Origin of the sequence: Bradyrhizobium sp., assembly GCF_016219575.1 — a bacterium.
Lineage (GTDB): Bacteria > Pseudomonadota > Alphaproteobacteria > Rhizobiales > Xanthobacteraceae > Bradyrhizobium.
The window spans coordinates 787,690-802,675 of the sequence record NZ_JACRMG010000009.1; the positions used below are offsets into that span (position 1 = coordinate 787,690).

Annotated in this window: 12 protein-coding genes; 6 read left to right on the forward strand and 6 right to left on the reverse strand. The window is 64.0% G+C overall.

Annotated elements, in window-relative coordinates; genetic code table 11:
- Window positions 1-26: 26 nt before the first annotated feature.
- The gene (gene cpaB, locus HZB49_RS08805) at window positions 27-827 is read right to left on the reverse strand and encodes a Flp pilus assembly protein CpaB (protein WP_291610199.1); all 801 of its coding nucleotides are present in this window, start codon (window positions 825-827) and stop codon (window positions 27-29) included.
- A 291-nt stretch (window positions 828-1,118) separates the two neighbouring features.
- Window positions 1,119-2,315 carry a cystathionine beta-lyase gene (gene metC, locus HZB49_RS08810; protein ID WP_291610201.1) on the reverse strand — a complete coding sequence of 399 codons (1,197 nt, stop codon included), beginning with the start codon at window positions 2,313-2,315 and terminating at the stop codon, window positions 1,119-1,121.
- Between the two features lie 323 nt (window positions 2,316-2,638).
- On the opposite strand from metC, the gene HZB49_RS08815 reads away from it, so the two are divergent.
- The 4 genes from HZB49_RS08815 to HZB49_RS08830 are packed head-to-tail and all read left to right on the forward strand — an operon-like array spanning window position 2,639 to window position 7,143.
- On the forward strand, window positions 2,639-3,652 hold the full coding sequence (locus tag HZB49_RS08815; protein ID WP_291610203.1) for an amino acid ABC transporter substrate-binding protein: 1,014 nt from the start codon (window positions 2,639-2,641) through the stop codon (window positions 3,650-3,652).
- A gap of 24 nt (window positions 3,653-3,676) precedes the next feature.
- The gene (locus HZB49_RS08820) at window positions 3,677-4,882 is read left to right on the forward strand and encodes an ABC transporter permease subunit (protein WP_291610205.1); all 1,206 of its coding nucleotides are present in this window, start codon (window positions 3,677-3,679) and stop codon (window positions 4,880-4,882) included.
- On the forward strand, window positions 4,879-6,390 hold the full coding sequence (locus tag HZB49_RS08825; protein ID WP_291610207.1) for an amino acid ABC transporter permease: 1,512 nt from the start codon (window positions 4,879-4,881) through the stop codon (window positions 6,388-6,390). The genes HZB49_RS08820 and HZB49_RS08825 overlap by 4 nt, the downstream gene beginning before the upstream one ends.
- Window positions 6,391-6,399: 9 nt before the next feature.
- On the forward strand, window positions 6,400-7,143 hold the full coding sequence (locus HZB49_RS08830) for an amino acid ABC transporter ATP-binding protein (protein WP_291610209.1): 744 nt from the start codon (window positions 6,400-6,402) through the stop codon (window positions 7,141-7,143).
- 69 nt (window positions 7,144-7,212) lie between these two features.
- Here HZB49_RS08830 and HZB49_RS08835 read toward each other — a convergent pair whose 3' ends face one another.
- From HZB49_RS08835 to HZB49_RS08850, 4 genes are all read right to left on the reverse strand, one after another.
- Window positions 7,213-8,253 carry a cysteine synthase A gene (locus HZB49_RS08835; RefSeq protein ID WP_291610211.1) on the reverse strand — a complete coding sequence of 347 codons (1,041 nt, stop codon included), beginning with the start codon at window positions 8,251-8,253 and terminating at the stop codon, window positions 7,213-7,215.
- 87 nt (window positions 8,254-8,340) lie between these two features.
- Window positions 8,341-9,567: a cyclopropane-fatty-acyl-phospholipid synthase family protein gene (locus tag HZB49_RS08840; RefSeq protein ID WP_291610213.1), complete on the reverse strand. Its 1,227-nt coding sequence runs from the start codon at window positions 9,565-9,567 to the stop codon at window positions 8,341-8,343.
- A 53-nt stretch (window positions 9,568-9,620) separates the two neighbouring features.
- Window positions 9,621-10,502: a DUF1365 domain-containing protein gene (locus HZB49_RS08845; protein WP_291610215.1), complete on the reverse strand. Its 882-nt coding sequence runs from the start codon at window positions 10,500-10,502 to the stop codon at window positions 9,621-9,623.
- 2 nt (window positions 10,503-10,504) lie between these two features.
- Window positions 10,505-11,818, reverse strand: a complete 1,314-nt coding sequence (locus HZB49_RS08850; protein WP_291610217.1) for an FAD-dependent oxidoreductase — start codon at window positions 11,816-11,818, stop codon at window positions 10,505-10,507.
- A gap of 430 nt (window positions 11,819-12,248) precedes the next feature.
- Between HZB49_RS08850 and HZB49_RS08855 the strand changes: the two genes are divergently transcribed.
- Both HZB49_RS08855 and HZB49_RS08860 read left to right on the forward strand, forming a co-directional pair.
- Window positions 12,249-13,691, forward strand: a complete 1,443-nt coding sequence (locus tag HZB49_RS08855; RefSeq protein ID WP_291611157.1) for an efflux transporter outer membrane subunit — start codon at window positions 12,249-12,251, stop codon at window positions 13,689-13,691.
- Entirely contained in the window at window positions 13,681-14,958 is a 1,278-nt protein-coding gene (locus HZB49_RS08860) for an efflux RND transporter periplasmic adaptor subunit (protein ID WP_291610219.1), read from the forward strand. The genes HZB49_RS08855 and HZB49_RS08860 overlap by 11 nt, the downstream gene beginning before the upstream one ends.
- The last annotated feature ends 28 nt before the right edge of the window (window positions 14,959-14,986 follow it).

A 14,986-nucleotide genomic window follows, 5' to 3' on the forward strand; every position in this document is an offset into this window, starting at 1 on the left:
GCATTTCCTGATGGGCATTGTACTGGTCACTTCTGTGTCGTCGTCGAGCTCTGCACGCCGTAGCGCACAACGTTGATGCTGGCGCCCTTCTTCGGGGCGGCTTCTTCTTCCGCATTGTTCTCGGCCATGTTGAGGTCGGCGATGGAGCGCAGCGCCAGCGACAGCGTGCCGGCCTGGCGCGCGCGCGCCAGCGTTTCGGCCTGCTCGGGCTTCAGCTCCAGCGTCACGGTCCTGCCGACCAGCGCGTTCTGGCCTTCCTTCTCCTTCGGCGCCTGGTCGATGGCGAGCACGCGCACATTGGGGAGAATGATCTCGGAATTGATGATGTCGGGCCCGCCCTTGTCGGCACTCTTTTCGCGACGGGTCAGGATGACGTCGACGCGGTCGTTCGGCAGGATGAACCCGCCGGCGCCGGTCTCGGCGGAGATTTCGGTCGAGATGGCGCGCATGCCGGTCGGCAGGATCGCGGCCATGAAGCCGGAGCCGTCGGCCCTCACCAGCTTGGGCTCGCGGATCGGTTCGCCGGCGATGAAAGGAGCGCGTGCGATCATGCCCGTGATCTGCTTGTTGGCGTCGGGACGATCGCCTCGCTTGATGAAGCTGCCGCTGGCGGCGGCGGACGGCCATGTCTGCCATTGCAGATCGTCGGACTTCACCGATTGGCCGAGGCCGATCTCGTTTTTGGCGACGAGTACCTCCACCGTCTGCAACTGCGCGACGGGCTGGGCAGGCATCTTCGCCGTGTCGTCCGTGCCGCGCGCGAGCCAGGCGGCGATGCCGCCGGCACCCAGCGCGATGGAAAGGACGGCGATCTGTGCGGTTTTCATACGCGTTACTGTCTACTCTCACGCCGTGAAGCCATGAGCCCCACGGCGGCCTCTCATCCCATCCCGGCATCGAGGACTAAGCGCCAAAGGTATATGGGCGCTTGCATGGCGGAACGCGGGCGCGGGAGATCGTCGCCATGGTGAACGGATCGTTATTCAATCGCACCGCGATCGAACAAAATGCCGTGACGGACAGTATTTCCACGGGATGTTGCGGCCGCGATGCGCGCGCGCAGCGGGAGGCGCCGCAATGGCGCCACGGGAGTTAACGATTGGTGTTGTCGGGCGCGGTTACTGCGCCGCCTTCAGTGCGGCGAATCCGCGGTCGAGATCGGCCTTGAGGTCGTCGACATTCTCGAGCCCGATATGCAGCCGCAGCGTCGGGCCGCCCGGAGACCATTTGGTCGCCGTGCGATAGCTGTCGCAGTCGAACGGGATGACCAGGCTTTCGAAGCCGCCCCAGGAATAACCCATGCCGAACAGCGTCACCGCATCGAGCAGGGCATCGACTGCCTTTTGCGGTACCGGCTTGAGCACAATGCTGAACAAGCCTGAGGCGCCGGTGAAATCGCGCTTCCAGATCGCATGGCCGGGATCGCTCTCGAGCCCGGGATGCAGCACGCGGGCCACTTCCGGCCGCGCGGCGAGCCAGCGCGCCATCTCGAGGCCGGAGCGATGGTGCTGCGCCAGCCGCACGGCCAGCGTGCGCGTGCCGCGCAGTGCCAGGTAGACGTCATCTGGTCCGGCACAGACGCCGAGCAGGCGGATCGTCTCCTGCACCATCGGCCACGCCTTCGCGTTGGCCGAGATGGTGCCGAACATGATGTCGGAATGCCCACCGATATATTTGGTGGCGGCCTGCATGCTGATGTCGACGCCGAGGTCGAGCGAACGGTGAAACAGCGGGGTCGCCCAGGTGTTGTCGTCGATCACGATCGCGCCGCGGGCATGCGCGACTTCCGCTATCGCGGGGATGTCGGGCATCTCGAAGGATTGCGAGCCCGGCGCCTCGACCAGGACTGCCCGTGTGTTCGGCTTGAACAGCCTCGCGATGCCGGCGCCGATTGCGGGATCGAAATAGGTGGTCTCGACGCCATAGCGCGCCAGCACGCCGTTGCAGAAATTGCGCGACGGGCGATAGACGTTGTCGCAGACCAGGAGATGGTCGCCCGCCTTCGTCACCGACAGGAGCGTGGTGGAGATCGCGGCAAGACCGGAGGGCGCGATGCCGACGCCCGCGCATTGCGGGCCCTCCAGCGCCATCATCACATCCTGCAATGCCCGCGTGGTGGGCGAGCCATGGCGGCCATAGGTGAATTCGCTGCGGTGCGCGTGCAGGTCGTCTGCGGTCGGATAGAGCACGGTCGAGCCGTGGAACACCGCCGGATTCACAAATCCCTTCTGTGCTATGGGATCGCGCCCGGCGGTCACCAGCCGGGTTTCGGCCTGTTGCGATGTCGATTTGCCGTCAGGCCCCGGAGATTTCATGCATTTGCACCAAAGACTTTTTGTCGCAACCGCAGCGCGCATTGCCCGATAAGGCGGCAGGCCGGGCCTATCTGGCTAATAACAGGACACAGAAGTCGGCCGTCAACCCCTTGACCCGGCTCGCCAGCCGCTATGTGATGGCCCCGACTATCCACGTCGCCGCAAGTTGAGGGGCCTGCTGCGACCGCAGATCCATTGCTGCACGGTCATCTCCGGCGGCGGCCGGCTTGGCCGGCCATTTGCAGCAAGGGATCCATCGGGTTGGCCCATTGTCGGACTTGCGGCGGCAGTGTTCCCCGGACGATCCTCGAAAGGCTTTGCCCATGAAACGCGTATCCCTGGTTCTCACCCTTGCTGCCGCCGCCCTTTCTGCACAGGCCGCGACCGCCCAGACTCTCAAGACCATCAAGGATCGCGGCTTGCTGTCCTGCGGCGTCAGCCAGGGCCTGCCGGGCTTTTCGTCGCCGGACGACAAGGGCAACTGGACCGGGCTCGACGTGGATATCTGCCGTGCGATCGCGGCGGCTGTCTTCAACGATCCCTCCAAGATCAAGTTCGTGCCGCTTTCCGCCAAGGATCGTTTCACCGCGCTGCAATCCGGCGAAATCGACGTGCTGTCGCGCAACACCACCTGGACCATTTCGCGCGATACTTCGCTCGGCGCGAATTTCACCGGCGTCACCTATTATGACGGACAGGGCTTCCTGGTGAAGAAGTCGCTGAAGGTGAAGTCCGCGCTGGAACTCAACAGTGCCTCGGTATGCGTGCAGACGGGAACCACCACCGAGCAGAACCTCGCCGACTACTTCAAGGGCAACAACATGAAGTACGAGGTGATCGCCTTCGCCGGCGCCGATGAAACCGTGAAGGCCTACGAGTCCGGCCGATGTGACGTGTACACGACCGACGCCTCGGGGCTCTACGCCCAACGCCTGAAACTCGCCAACCCCAACGATCACGAGATCTTGCCCGAGATCATTTCCAAGGAGCCGCTCGGCCCGATGGTCCGCCACGGCGACGATCAGTGGTTTGACATCGTCAAGTGGACCCTGTTTGCGATGCTCAACGCCGAGGAAATGGGCGTGACCCAGAAGAACGTCGACGAGATGGCCAAGTCCGACAAGCCGGACCTCAAGCGCTTGCTCGGCTCCGATGGTAATCTCGGCGAACAGCTCGGCCTGACCAAGGACTGGGTGATCCGCATCGTCAAGCAGGTCGGCAACTACGGCGAGTCGTTCGACCGGAACGTCGGCGCCGGCTCGAAGCTCCTCATCTCCCGCGGCCTGAACAACCTCTGGAACAAGGGCGGAATCCAGTACGCGCCGCCGATCCGCTGACCGGTAAAGCCGGGGGGCGCGGCGATGGCCATTGAAGCACGATCACCTCCGTCGCAGTTTGTCTTCAGGCTGCGACGCGCGCTCGGGGGGCGCGCGGGCTGGAATGGCGTCGTCTTCCAGATCCTGTTCGTCGCCGCGCTTGCCTGGCTCGCCTTTGAGATCGTCGAAAACGCGCGCGCCAATCTTGCCGCGCAGCGCATCACCTCCGGCTTCGGTTTTCTTACCAACAATGCCGGCTTTGACGTCAGTCAGGCCCTGATCTCCTATTCGGGCTCGGACAGCTACCTGCGTGTGTTCTTCGTCGGCCTGTTGAACACGCTGGTCGTGGCGGTGGTCGGCATTTTCTTCGCCACCATCCTCGGTTTCATGGTGGCGCTCGGCCGGCTCTCGCCGAACTGGCTGCTGTCGCGTATCGCCGGCGGCTATGTCGAGCTGATCCGCAATCTGCCGCCGCTGTTCCAGATCCTGTTCTGGTACAAGGCGGTGCTCTCCGCGCTGCCCAATCCGCGCCAGAGCTACTCGTTCTTCGATTGGTTCTTCCTCAGCAATCGCGGGCTGGTGATACCGAAAGCGGTCGGCAGCGCCGGGCTCTATCCATTTCTGGTTGCCGTTGCAGTTGCGGTTGTCGCAGCGTTCTTGCTGCGGCGACATGCGCGCAAGGAATTGTTCGACAAAGGCAGGAAGGTCACGATCTGGCCCTATGTGCTGGGCGTGCTCGTTGGATTGCCGCTGATGGCGATGCTGATCTTCGGCACGCCCTGTACGCTCGAGTTCCCGGCGCTGCGCGGTTTCAATTTCGCCGGCGGCTCGCGCGTCATTCCGGAATTCGTGGCACTCACGCTGGCGCTGTCAACGTATACAGCGGCCTTCATCGCCGAGATTGTGCGCGCGGGCATCATGTCCGTGCACAAGGGGCAGATGGAGGCGGGCTCCTCGCTCGGACTGTCGCGCGGCCAGACGCTGCGGCTGATCGTGGTGCCGCAGGCGATGCGGGTGATCCTGCCGCCGCTGACCAACCAGTATCTCAATCTGACGAAGAATTCCTCGCTCGCGGTCGCGATCGGTTATCCCGACCTCGTCTCGGTGTTCGCGGGCACGGCACTGAGCCAGACCGGGCAGGCTATCGAGATCATCTCGATCACCATGGGCGTCTATCTCCTGATCTCGCTCATCACCAGCGCGATCATGAGTCTGTACGGGTGGCGGCTTGACCGGAGCATGAGTAGATGAGCGCTCCCTTCTTCGTCCGCCAGGATCTGGTTCCCGAGCGTCCCGCGCCGGTGAAAACTACCGGCTTCATCGGCTTCCTGCGCACGCGCCTGTTCAACACGCCGACCAACATCCTGGTCACGATCGTCGCCGCGCTGCTGTTGTGGTTCACCGTCGTTCCCGCGATCGAATTCATGCTTGTCGATGCGGTGTGGACGGGCAAGGACCGCGACGCCTGCCTTGCGGAGAAGATCGGCCGGCCCGTCGGCGCGTGCTGGCCGTTCGTGACCGCGAAATTCAGCCAGTTCATCTACGGCTTCTATCCCGAGCCGGAGCGCTGGCGTGTGAACCTGACCTTCCTGCTGGCAGCCGTGCTGCTGATCCCGATGCTGATCCCGCGCCTGCCGGGCAAGAGCATCAATGCGGGGCTGTTCTTCATCGCCTTTCCGGTCGTCGCCTTCTTCCTGCTGCATGGCGGCGGGTTGAAGGGGTTGGGCGTCAGCTGGACCGCGAACATCCTGTCCGGCTTCGGCGACAGCATCGGGGAAGGCGGCCAGAAGCTGGTGGCCTTGAGCGCGTCATCGGCGATCGGCCCGCTGTTGTGGCTGATCGGCAAGTTTCTGGCCCTGCTCGGCACCGTGATTTCGTGGGTGCTGTGGCCGTTGACCTGGTTGCGCGACTTCATCCAGACCTTCAACCGGCCGGTATGGGCCGACCTGGTTGCGACCGCCGCAATCGTCTCCGGGTTGATGTTCTGGCTCGGCGGCGGCATGCGCGCAGGCGTTCGCCCGCTGGTCACCAGCCTCGTCATCTTCGCCTGCATCGGCATCCTGATTGCCGTCATGGGGCTCGACCGCGGCGGCCTGCCGGTGGTCGATACGCGGCTGTGGGGCGGCCTGCTGGTGACGCTGGTGGTGTCGGTGACGGGCATCGTCTCCTCGATGCCGGTCGGCATCGCACTCGCGCTCGGGCGTCGCTCGACCATTCCGCTGATCCGCATTTTCTCCGTCGCCTTCATCGAGTTCTGGCGCGGCGTGCCACTGATCACCGTGCTGTTCTTCGCCACCTACATGCTGCCGCTGTTCCTGCCCGGCAACTTCTCCGTGGATGGCCTCGTGCGCGCGCTGATCGGCATCGCGCTGTTCGCCGGCGCCTATCAGGCCGAGGTGATCCGCGGCGGCCTGGCGGCGATCCCGCGCGGGCAGGGGGAGGCGGCAAGCGCGCTCGGGCTATCGTTCTGGAAGACCACCGGCCTGATCGTGATGCCGCAGGCGCTGCGCCACGTCATCCCCGGCCTCGTCAACAGCTTCATCGCGCTGTTCAAGGATACTTCGCTGGTCTCGATCGTCGCGCTGTTCGACCTGCTCGGCCAGCTGCAGGCGGCTTTCAGCGATCCCGTGTGGTCGACACCGACGACGCTGTTCACGGGATTCGCCTTCACCGGACTGATCTACTTCGTCTTCTGTTTTGGCATGTCGCGTTACTCCCTGTTCGTCGAGAACAGGCTGAACGCGCATCGCCGCAACTGAGAAATGGCCATGGCCGAAAACTCGATCGTCAACATCAACAAGCTCAACAAGTGGTACGGAGACTTCCACGTGTTGCGCGACATCAACCTCGACGTGGCCAAGGGCGAGCGCATCGTGATCTGCGGGCCGTCCGGTTCCGGCAAGTCGACCCTGATCCGCTGCATCAACGCACTGGAGGAATTCCAGGAGGGCGAGATCACCGTCGAGGGCATCGAGCTCGGGCCTAACCTGCGTCGCGTCGACGAGGTACGCCGCGAGGTCGGCATGGTGTTCCAGAGCTTCAACCTGTTCCCGCATCTGACCGTGCTGGAGAACTGCACGCTGGCGCCGATCTGGGTGCGCAACATCCCCCAGAAGGATGCCGAGGCGACCGCCATGAAATATCTGGAGCGGGTCAAGATCCCGCATCAGGCCAGCAAGTATCCCGGCCAGATGTCAGGCGGCCAGCAGCAGCGCGTGGCGATTGCGCGGGCGCTGACCATGAATCCGAAGGTGATGCTGTTCGACGAGCCGACCTCCGCGCTCGACCCGGAAATGGTCAAGGAGGTGCTCGACACCATGGTCGATCTCGCCAGGGAAGGCATGACCATGCTGGTCGTCACCCACGAAATGGGATTTGCGCGCGAAGTCGCCAACCGCGTCGTGTTCATGGACGCCGGCCAGGTGATCGAGTCCAACACGCCGCAGGAATTCTTCGCCAACCCGCAGCACGCGCGGTCGAAGCTGTTTCTCAGCCAGATTCTGCGGCACTAGGCGAATAGCGAATGAGGAGTAGCGAGTAGGGATTCGCCATTCGCAACTCCCTATTCGCCACTCGCCGCTTCACACCTTCTCGAACGGCGGCTCGATCTTGCTGCGCTTCTCCAGCCATTCCGGCACGGGGAGGTTCTTCGAGCGCATGAAGTCCGGATTGAACAGCTTCGACTGATAGCGGTTGCCGTTGTCGGCAAGGATCGTGACGATGGTTTTGCCGGGGCCGAGCTGCCTGGCGAGCTTGATTGCGCCGGCGACATTGACGCCGGTCGAGCCGCCGAGACACAAGCCCTCGTGCTGAAGCAGGTCGTAGAGGATAGGCACCGATTCCTCGTCGGGGACGAGGAAGGCGTCATCGACCCGTGCTTCCCTGGTGACAGGCGTGACGCGGCCAAGGCCGATGCCTTCGGTGATGGAATCACCCGATGTCGATTTGGCTTCGCCGGTCCTGAACAGATTATACATCGCAAAGCCGGGCGGATCGGCGCATGCCGTCACGATGTTCTTGTTCTTCGATTTGAGGAACGATGTCGTTCCTGCGATCGTGCCGCCGGTACCGACTGAGCAGATAAATCCGTCGATCTTGCCGTCGGTCTGTTCCCAGATTTCCGGGCCGGTGGATTCGAAATGCGCTTTCGCGTTGTCGAGATTGTTCCACTGGTCGGCGAACAGCACGCCGTTCGGCTCGCTCTTGCGCAGCTGATCGGCCAGCCTGCGGCCGACATGCTGATAGTTGTTCGGATTGGAAAAGGGCAGTTGCGGGACTTCGACGAGTTCGGCGCCGCACAGCCGCAACATGTCCTTCTTTTCCTGGCTCTGGGTGTTGGGAATGAGGATCAGCGTGCGATAGCCCCGCGCGCTCGCGACAACCGCAAGCCCGATGCCGGTATTGCCGGCGGTCGATTCCACCACGAGGCCGCCGGGCTTCAGATCGCCGCGCTTCTCGGCTTCCAGGATCATCCATTTGCCCGCGCGGTCCTTGACGGACTGGCCGGGATTCATGAACTCGGCCTTGCCAAGGATGGTGCAGCCCGTCAGCTCGGAAGCATGCTTGAGCTTGATCAGCGGCGTGTTGCCGATCGCCTGGACGACGTCGTTGTTGAACTTCATATCGCGAAAAGCACCGGTTGTTTCCTCACCACGCGCGACCCTAAAGGACCGCCGCAGGGATCACAAGCCGATCGCATTGCGCGGCTGCTATCCGGATTTCGCGAAGACGACCTGGCGAACGTCGATATTTCCCGACAGGAATCCGGCCTCGCAATAGGAGAGGTAGTATTCCCACAATCGCCGGAACCGGTCGTCAAAGCCGAGCGGCATCAGCTTGGGCCATGCCTCGCGGAAATTGCTTCGCCACGTCGCGAGCGTCTTGGCATAATCTTCCCCGAAAATGCGTTCGCGAATGACGGGCACGCCAAAGGTCTCGCCGAGCGTCTTGAGCACCTGCGGCGATGGCAGCATGCCGCCCGGGAAAACGTAGCGCTGGATGAAATCCACCTCGCGACGGTAGCTCGGGAAAAGTTCGTCCTGGATGGTGATGGCCTGGATGCCGGCGAGGCCGCCGGGCAGCAGGCGGTCGCGCAATTGTGAGAAGTATTTTGGCCAGAACTGCTCCCCGACCGCTTCGATCATCTCGATGGAGGCGATGCGGTCATAGCAGCCGCGTTCGTCGCGATAGTCCTGCAACCTGATCTCGACCTTGTCGGCAAGGCCCGCTTCCTGGATGCGGCGTTGCGCGAAGTCGCGCTGCTCTCGGCTGATGGTGAGCCCGACGACCTTCGCTCCCTGTCGGGCGGCGAATTCGGCAAAGCCGCCCCAGCCGCAGCCGATCTCAAGCAGCTTCTGGCCAGGCTTCAGGTCGATCGCTTCCGACAGCCTGCGGTATTTGTTGGTTTGCGCCGAAGTCAGGTCCGTCGTGTGCTCCTCGAACAGTGCCGAGGAATAGGTCATGCTCGGATCGAGCCATGCCGAATAGAAGGCGTTGCCGATGTCGTAATGCGCGTAGATGTTGCGCCGCGCCTGCCGCCTTGTGTTGCGGTTGAACCAGTGCCTGACCACCTGGAAGTAACGCATCAGCGGTTTGCCGATTTGCATGGTCTGCATCCAGTCCTGGTTGACGCAAAACAGGAACAGGAATTGCGTCAGGTCCGGCGTGTCCCATTCGCCGCGCAGGTAGGCCTCGGCGATGCCGATGTCGCCGCCGCGGAGCAGGCGCGCCGCAAAAGCGAAATCGTGGACATTCATGGCGGCGACCGGTCCCGGCCCATTGCCGCCGAGCCGGACGGTGCGGCCGTCCGGCAAAGTCACGTCGAGCGTGCCGCGTTGAAGTCGGGAGCCGTAGCCGAGCGCCAGGCGGACCATGCGCGGCAGGTCCGTCAACAGTTCGTCCACCGTGTCCGAAGTGACCGTGATCAGATCAGCCATGGGCAGTCCACCGTGCTGCCCCAGGTCCGACATTTCCCCGTGACGGGACCGAATCAGCTTCGGCCCCCACCGGACCAAAGCGCCTTGGCGCGGGCAGGCAACGCCAGACTAGCATATTGGTTCCCTTCGCCAACCGGCAACGTGTCTGTCTTCGCAGTTGCGGCAGCGGGGCGCGGCACCAGTCGCACGCCTTTCAGCCACAGCCGCAGGGCTTGCCAGTGGATCGCTGCAACGATCTTCAGGGTGACCAGCGGCAGCGCGATGAACGAACGCATCAGCGCAGCCGTTGTGAGTGCCCCGCGCCGGCCGCTGAAGGTGGCGGAAAGCAGGGGACCTTCGCGGTCAGTTTCGAGGATGCGCAGCCGCACGGTTTCGGCGGGCGGCAAGATGCGGAAATGATAGCGCATCGCCATCTCGACAAACGGCGAAACGTAGAACTGCTTGTCCTGCTGCTGGCGGATACCGGCCGCGCTGGCCTCGCTGGGCCTGACCGGCAGCACGTAGGAGTGGATGTCGCCAAAGGTATTGCGCACTTCGTAGATGAGGAGTGCAAGGCCGCCATCGGCGCGATGGCAGAAATAGACCGACAGCGGGTTGAAGGCGAAGCCGAGCAGGCGCGGATAGCACAGCAGCTGGACCTTGCCGCCGGCAAGGTCGATGCCGTGGCCGGCGGCGCAAGCCTGTGCATGCGCACGCAGTGAGGAGCCGTCCCGCTTGCCGTGGTCGGCTTCGTTAAAGCTGTAGAGCGATGCCCGGTTGACGCCGAACAGCCGGGATTGCCGATCGGCGTCCTCAAGCCTGTCGAGGTCGATCAGGAGACTCATGACGCGGTAGCTGAAGCGATGGCCCTTTGGCTTCAGCCGCGCATGCATCACTTCGCCGAAATACAGTGCGGCCGCGTCTTCGTGTTCGTGTCTGGTGGTCGGCTGGACCATGGCTACTCCGCGGCTTCCGCGAGCTCCACCGGCAGCTCGCGCCACGGCGCGGTGGCGCCCAGCGCCTGCGCCACTTCGAGGCCGGAGCGCAGCCCGTCCTCATGGAAACCATAGCCGGTCCATGCGCCGCAGAACCAGGTGCGGCGCCGGCCCTGGATTTCGCCGAGCCGCTTCTGGGCGGCAAAGGCGGCGGCATTATATTGCGGGTGCTCGCAGATGTACTTGCCGAAGGTCATCGCGGGGTCGGGCTCGAACGGCGGATTGAGGCTGACGAACAGAGGTTTGGAATGGTCGATGCCCTGCAGGCGATTCATCCAGTAGGTCACCGCGACGTCGTTGACCGGCACGCCTTCGCGCTGCCAGCGCAGGAAATTCCATGACGCCCAGGCGTGCCGCCGTTTCGGCATCAAGCGCGCGTCGCGGTGCAGATAGACCGTGTTGGGCGCATAGCCGATGGCGCCGAGGATCGACCGCTCATCCGCGTCGGCATCGCAGAGCATATCGAGCGCCTGGTCGCTGTGTGCGGCGATGACCACGTGATCGTAGGTCGCCTGCCTGCCCTGGCTGTCGTGGACGACGACGCCGTTTGCCGTGCGCTCGACCGAGGTGACGCCACAGCCGAGCCGCAGCCGGTCGCCGAATGCCGCCGTCAGCTTCTCGACGTAGTTCCTGCTACCGCCCTTCACGGTACGCCAGACCGGACGGTCGTATTGCAGCAGGCGATGGTTGCTGAAGAAGGCGACAAAGTTCTCCGCCGGAAAGTTCAGCATCTGGTCGGCCGGGGCCGACCAGATCGCGGCGCCCATAGGAGCGAGATAGTCGGTGAGCAGGCGCGGGGCGAAGTGGTTGCGGCGAAAGTACTCGCCGAGCGTGATGCCGGCGAGCTTTCCAGCCTTGTGGTCGGCGACGCTCTGCTGGTTGAAGGTGAGGATGTCGCGCAGCATCCAGAGATAGGACGGCGACAGCAGATTGCGCGGCTGCGCGAACAGGCCGATGGCCATTTGAATCCAGTTCTCGCCGCCGCCTTTCCATTCGAAACGGCCGGCATCCGCCGTGACCGCAAAGCTCATGCAGCTTTCGACGGTTTCGACGCCGAGATGATCGAACAGGGCGGTGAGGCCGGGATAATTCAGCTCGTTGTAGACGATGAAGCCGGTATCGACGGAGATCGGCGTGCCGTCATAGTCGATCGAGACGGTATGGCTGTGGCCGCCCGGCCGAAGCTCGCGGTCATAGACGGTGACCGGATAGCGCTTCGACAAGGTCCAGGCCGCGGCATTGCCGGCAATTCCCGTTCCGATAACCGCGACCCGCATATTGCTGCCCCTCATTCTGCTGTGCAGCAGAGGTACGTCAGGCCGAGGGGTGGGGTTTCAAACGGGAGACGGGCCGGAACGGGGGAAAAGCCCCATGAAATCTTGGTAAGATTTGCCGGCCTCCGAGCCGCCCGGAATCGAAGAAATGCCTATGAAATAAGGACAAGTTGGCCGTCCCTGGTGCTGTTGCGCGCTTGCACCGACAACCGCCCTACGAGTGCCGCAGGACTGTCCGCCCCCCGGTCGCAGGGCTAGGATGACGGTCCAGGTTCCAATGCAAGCATCACCCTGTGAAATCGATGCAATTCAGCTCCCGTAATGCCGCCCGCGCCTTGGCCGGGACCGATTCGGCGCGGCTGTGCGCGGAAAAGGCATCCAGCGGAGCAAGGGTGTGACACAGACCCTTGCCGGGACGGCGTTTTCGGAGGCGTTGGGTGCCGCCTCGCGCCGCGCCGCGCGCTGGGTTGCGGCGCTCTGCCTGGCGCTCGGCTCGTCCGGCTGCCTGCTCACTTCAGATTTGCCCGATCCGGCGCTGGACGTGCCGCCGGGCTACAAGGCGGCGGGCACGAAGAATCCGATGGACGCGCCGCCGACGCTCGACTGGTGGCGCGGTTTCCGCTCGGGCGAGCTGACGACGCTGATGGAAGAAGCGCAGACGGTCAATCTCGACATTGCCGCCGCCACCGCGCGCTTCCTGCAGGCCGATGCCCAGGCGCGCGTCGCCGGCGCGCCGCTGTTTCCGTCTCTCTCCGGCACGGGTCAGGAGACCTATTCGCGCACCTCGGGCTCGAGTTCGTCCGGCCTCACCAATGGCGGACGCGAGATCGTAACCTATCAGGCCTCGTTGAGCGCCAGCTACGAGCTCGATTTCTGGGGCAAGAACCGCGATGCCGCACAGGCTACCGAAGAGACCGCGGTTGCCAGCCGCTTCGATCGCGATGTCGTGGCGCTGACGACGCTGACCAGCGTCGCCAACGCCTATTTCCAGGTGCTGGCGGCGCAGGACCGCCTGCGCGTCGCCGAGCGCAACATCGCCAGCGCCCAGCGCATTCTCGACGCGATCAAGCAGAGGCTGAGCGCCGGCACTGGCAACGATCTCGACGTCGCCCAGCAGGAGAGCGTGCTCGCCAACCAGCGCGCGCTGGTGCCGCCGCTCCGGCAGACCCTGCAGCAGAACATCAACGCACTGGCGACGCTGGTGTCGCGCCCGCCGGAAAGCATTAATGTCACCGGTGGCTCGCTGAACCGGATCGCGATTCCGCGGGTAACGCCGGGCCTGCCGTCCGAATTGTTGACGCAGCGGCCGGACATCAGGCGGCAGGAGGCGCAACTTGCTTCGGCCACCGCCAATATCGGCAATGCCCGCGCTCAGTTCTTTCCGAGCATCCAGCTGACCGGGAATGGCGGCTACCAGAGTTCGGCACTGGTCTCGCTGTTCCAGCCGCATGCCGCCTTCTTCCAGCTCGTCGGCAGCGCGGCGCAGCCGATCTTCGACGGCGGCAAGATCCTCGGCAATTTCCAGCTGGCAAAGGCCAAGCAGGACGAGCTGCTGCAAACCTATCGCAAGACCGTGGTCCAGGCCTTTGCCGACGTCGACACCGCGTTGACCAACGTTCGCGAAACCACCATCAGGTTGCGTCTGCAGCGCGATGTGGTCGCGTCCTCGCGGCGGGCCTACCAGCTTGCCGGTGACCAGTTGCGGGCAGGAACTGCCGACATCGTGACTGTGCTAAACGTGCAGACGACACTATTTCAGGCTGAAGACGCCTTGGTGCAGGTGCAACTGGCGCGGTTGCAGGCGATCGTCAGCCTTTATCAGGCGCTGGGGGGCGGCTGGGAGCCTAGGATGGAAAGGCCGGTCAATGCTCTTTAAGCCGGAGTTGAACGAAACCGCGAAGGCCGCAGGCAGGAGCGTGGTGCGCTCCGTGCTCCGGCGCAGCGTTTCGTTGCTGATCACTATGCTGATCCTCGGCGGTCTCGGTTACATCGGCTGGCTGGCTTGGCAGCAGAAGAGCAGCGTCCGCAACGCCAATGTGCGTCCGGATCTGCCGGTGCCGGTGCTGGCGGCAACGCCGCGCGTGCAGGATGTGCCGGTCTATCTCGAAGGCGTCGGCTCTGTCCGCGCGCTGAACACGGTCACGGTACGTGCGCAGGTCGACGGCAAGTTGATCGCCGTGAACTTCACCGAGGGTCAGGACGTCAAGAAGGGCGATGTGCTCGCCGAGATCGATCCGGCGATCTATCAGGCGCAGTACGACCAGGCCGTCGCCAAGAAGGCGCAGGACGAGGCGCTGCTGGTCAATCAGAAGCTCGATCTGGCGCGCTATCAGCAGCTCGCGGCTTCCAACGCCGGCTCCAAGCAACAGGCTGACACGCAAAGGGCACTGGTCGCCCAGCAGGAAGCGCTGATCAAGGCCGACCAGGCCGCGATCGACAACGCCGCCGCCACGCTCGGCTACACCAAGGTCATCGCGCCGATTTCCGGCCGCGCCGGCCTGCGCCAGGTCGACCAGGGTAACATCATTCGCGGCGCGGACGTTACGGGCCTCGTGGTCCTGACGCAGCTGCAGCCGATTGCGGTGTGGTTCAGCCTGCCGCAGCAGCAAATCGTGCGCGTCAACGTGGCCGCCGCCAAGGGCGCGCTTTCGGTCGACGTGTTCGGCAATGACGGCGTCACCGTCGTCGATACCGGCACGCTGAAGGGCATCGACAACCAGGTCGACCAGACCACCGGCACGCTGAAGCTGAAGGCCGAATTCCCCAATCCGAACTTTCAGCTTTGGCCGGGGCAGTTCGTCAACGTCCGACTGAGGGTGGAAACGATCCCGAAGGCGATCGTCATTCCGACCTCTGCGGTGCAGCGCGGACCCGTGGGAACCTTCAGCTACGTGATCGGGCCCGGCGAGATTGCGACCGCCAAGCCGATCGTGGTGACGCAGCAGAACGAGAACGATGCCGTCATCGCCAGCGGCATTGCGCCGACCGATCGCGTGGTGACGACCGGTTTCGCCAATCTCTCCGATGGCGCGAAGGTCTTCATCGGCAGGGACGATGCCGCGCCGGGTGCCGACCTCGCGCCGCGCAAGCGCAGCCGTGCGCCTGACGCCAAGGCGGGATCGTCCGGCGGCGCGAAGCAGTGACCGTCGATACTGACAGGACAAGCATGAG

Coding starts and splice junctions, on each gene's coding strand:
- cpaB (WP_291610199.1), bottom strand. CDS start 827: ATGAAAACCGCACAGATCGCCGTCCTTTCCATCGCGCTGGGTGCCGGC.
- metC (WP_291610201.1), bottom strand. CDS start 2,315: ATGAAATCTCCGGGGCCTGACGGCAAATCGACATCGCAACAGGCCGAA.
- HZB49_RS08815 (WP_291610203.1), top strand. CDS start 2,639: ATGAAACGCGTATCCCTGGTTCTCACCCTTGCTGCCGCCGCCCTTTCT.
- HZB49_RS08820 (WP_291610205.1), top strand. CDS start 3,677: ATGGCCATTGAAGCACGATCACCTCCGTCGCAGTTTGTCTTCAGGCTG.
- HZB49_RS08825 (WP_291610207.1), top strand. CDS start 4,879: ATGAGCGCTCCCTTCTTCGTCCGCCAGGATCTGGTTCCCGAGCGTCCC.
- HZB49_RS08830 (WP_291610209.1), top strand. CDS start 6,400: ATGGCCGAAAACTCGATCGTCAACATCAACAAGCTCAACAAGTGGTAC.
- HZB49_RS08835 (WP_291610211.1), bottom strand. CDS start 8,253: ATGAAGTTCAACAACGACGTCGTCCAGGCGATCGGCAACACGCCGCTG.
- HZB49_RS08840 (WP_291610213.1), bottom strand. CDS start 9,567: ATGGCTGATCTGATCACGGTCACTTCGGACACGGTGGACGAACTGTTG.
- HZB49_RS08845 (WP_291610215.1), bottom strand. CDS start 10,502: ATGGTCCAGCCGACCACCAGACACGAACACGAAGACGCGGCCGCACTG.
- HZB49_RS08850 (WP_291610217.1), bottom strand. CDS start 11,818: ATGCGGGTCGCGGTTATCGGAACGGGAATTGCCGGCAATGCCGCGGCC.
- HZB49_RS08860 (WP_291610219.1), top strand. CDS start 13,681: ATGCTCTTTAAGCCGGAGTTGAACGAAACCGCGAAGGCCGCAGGCAGG.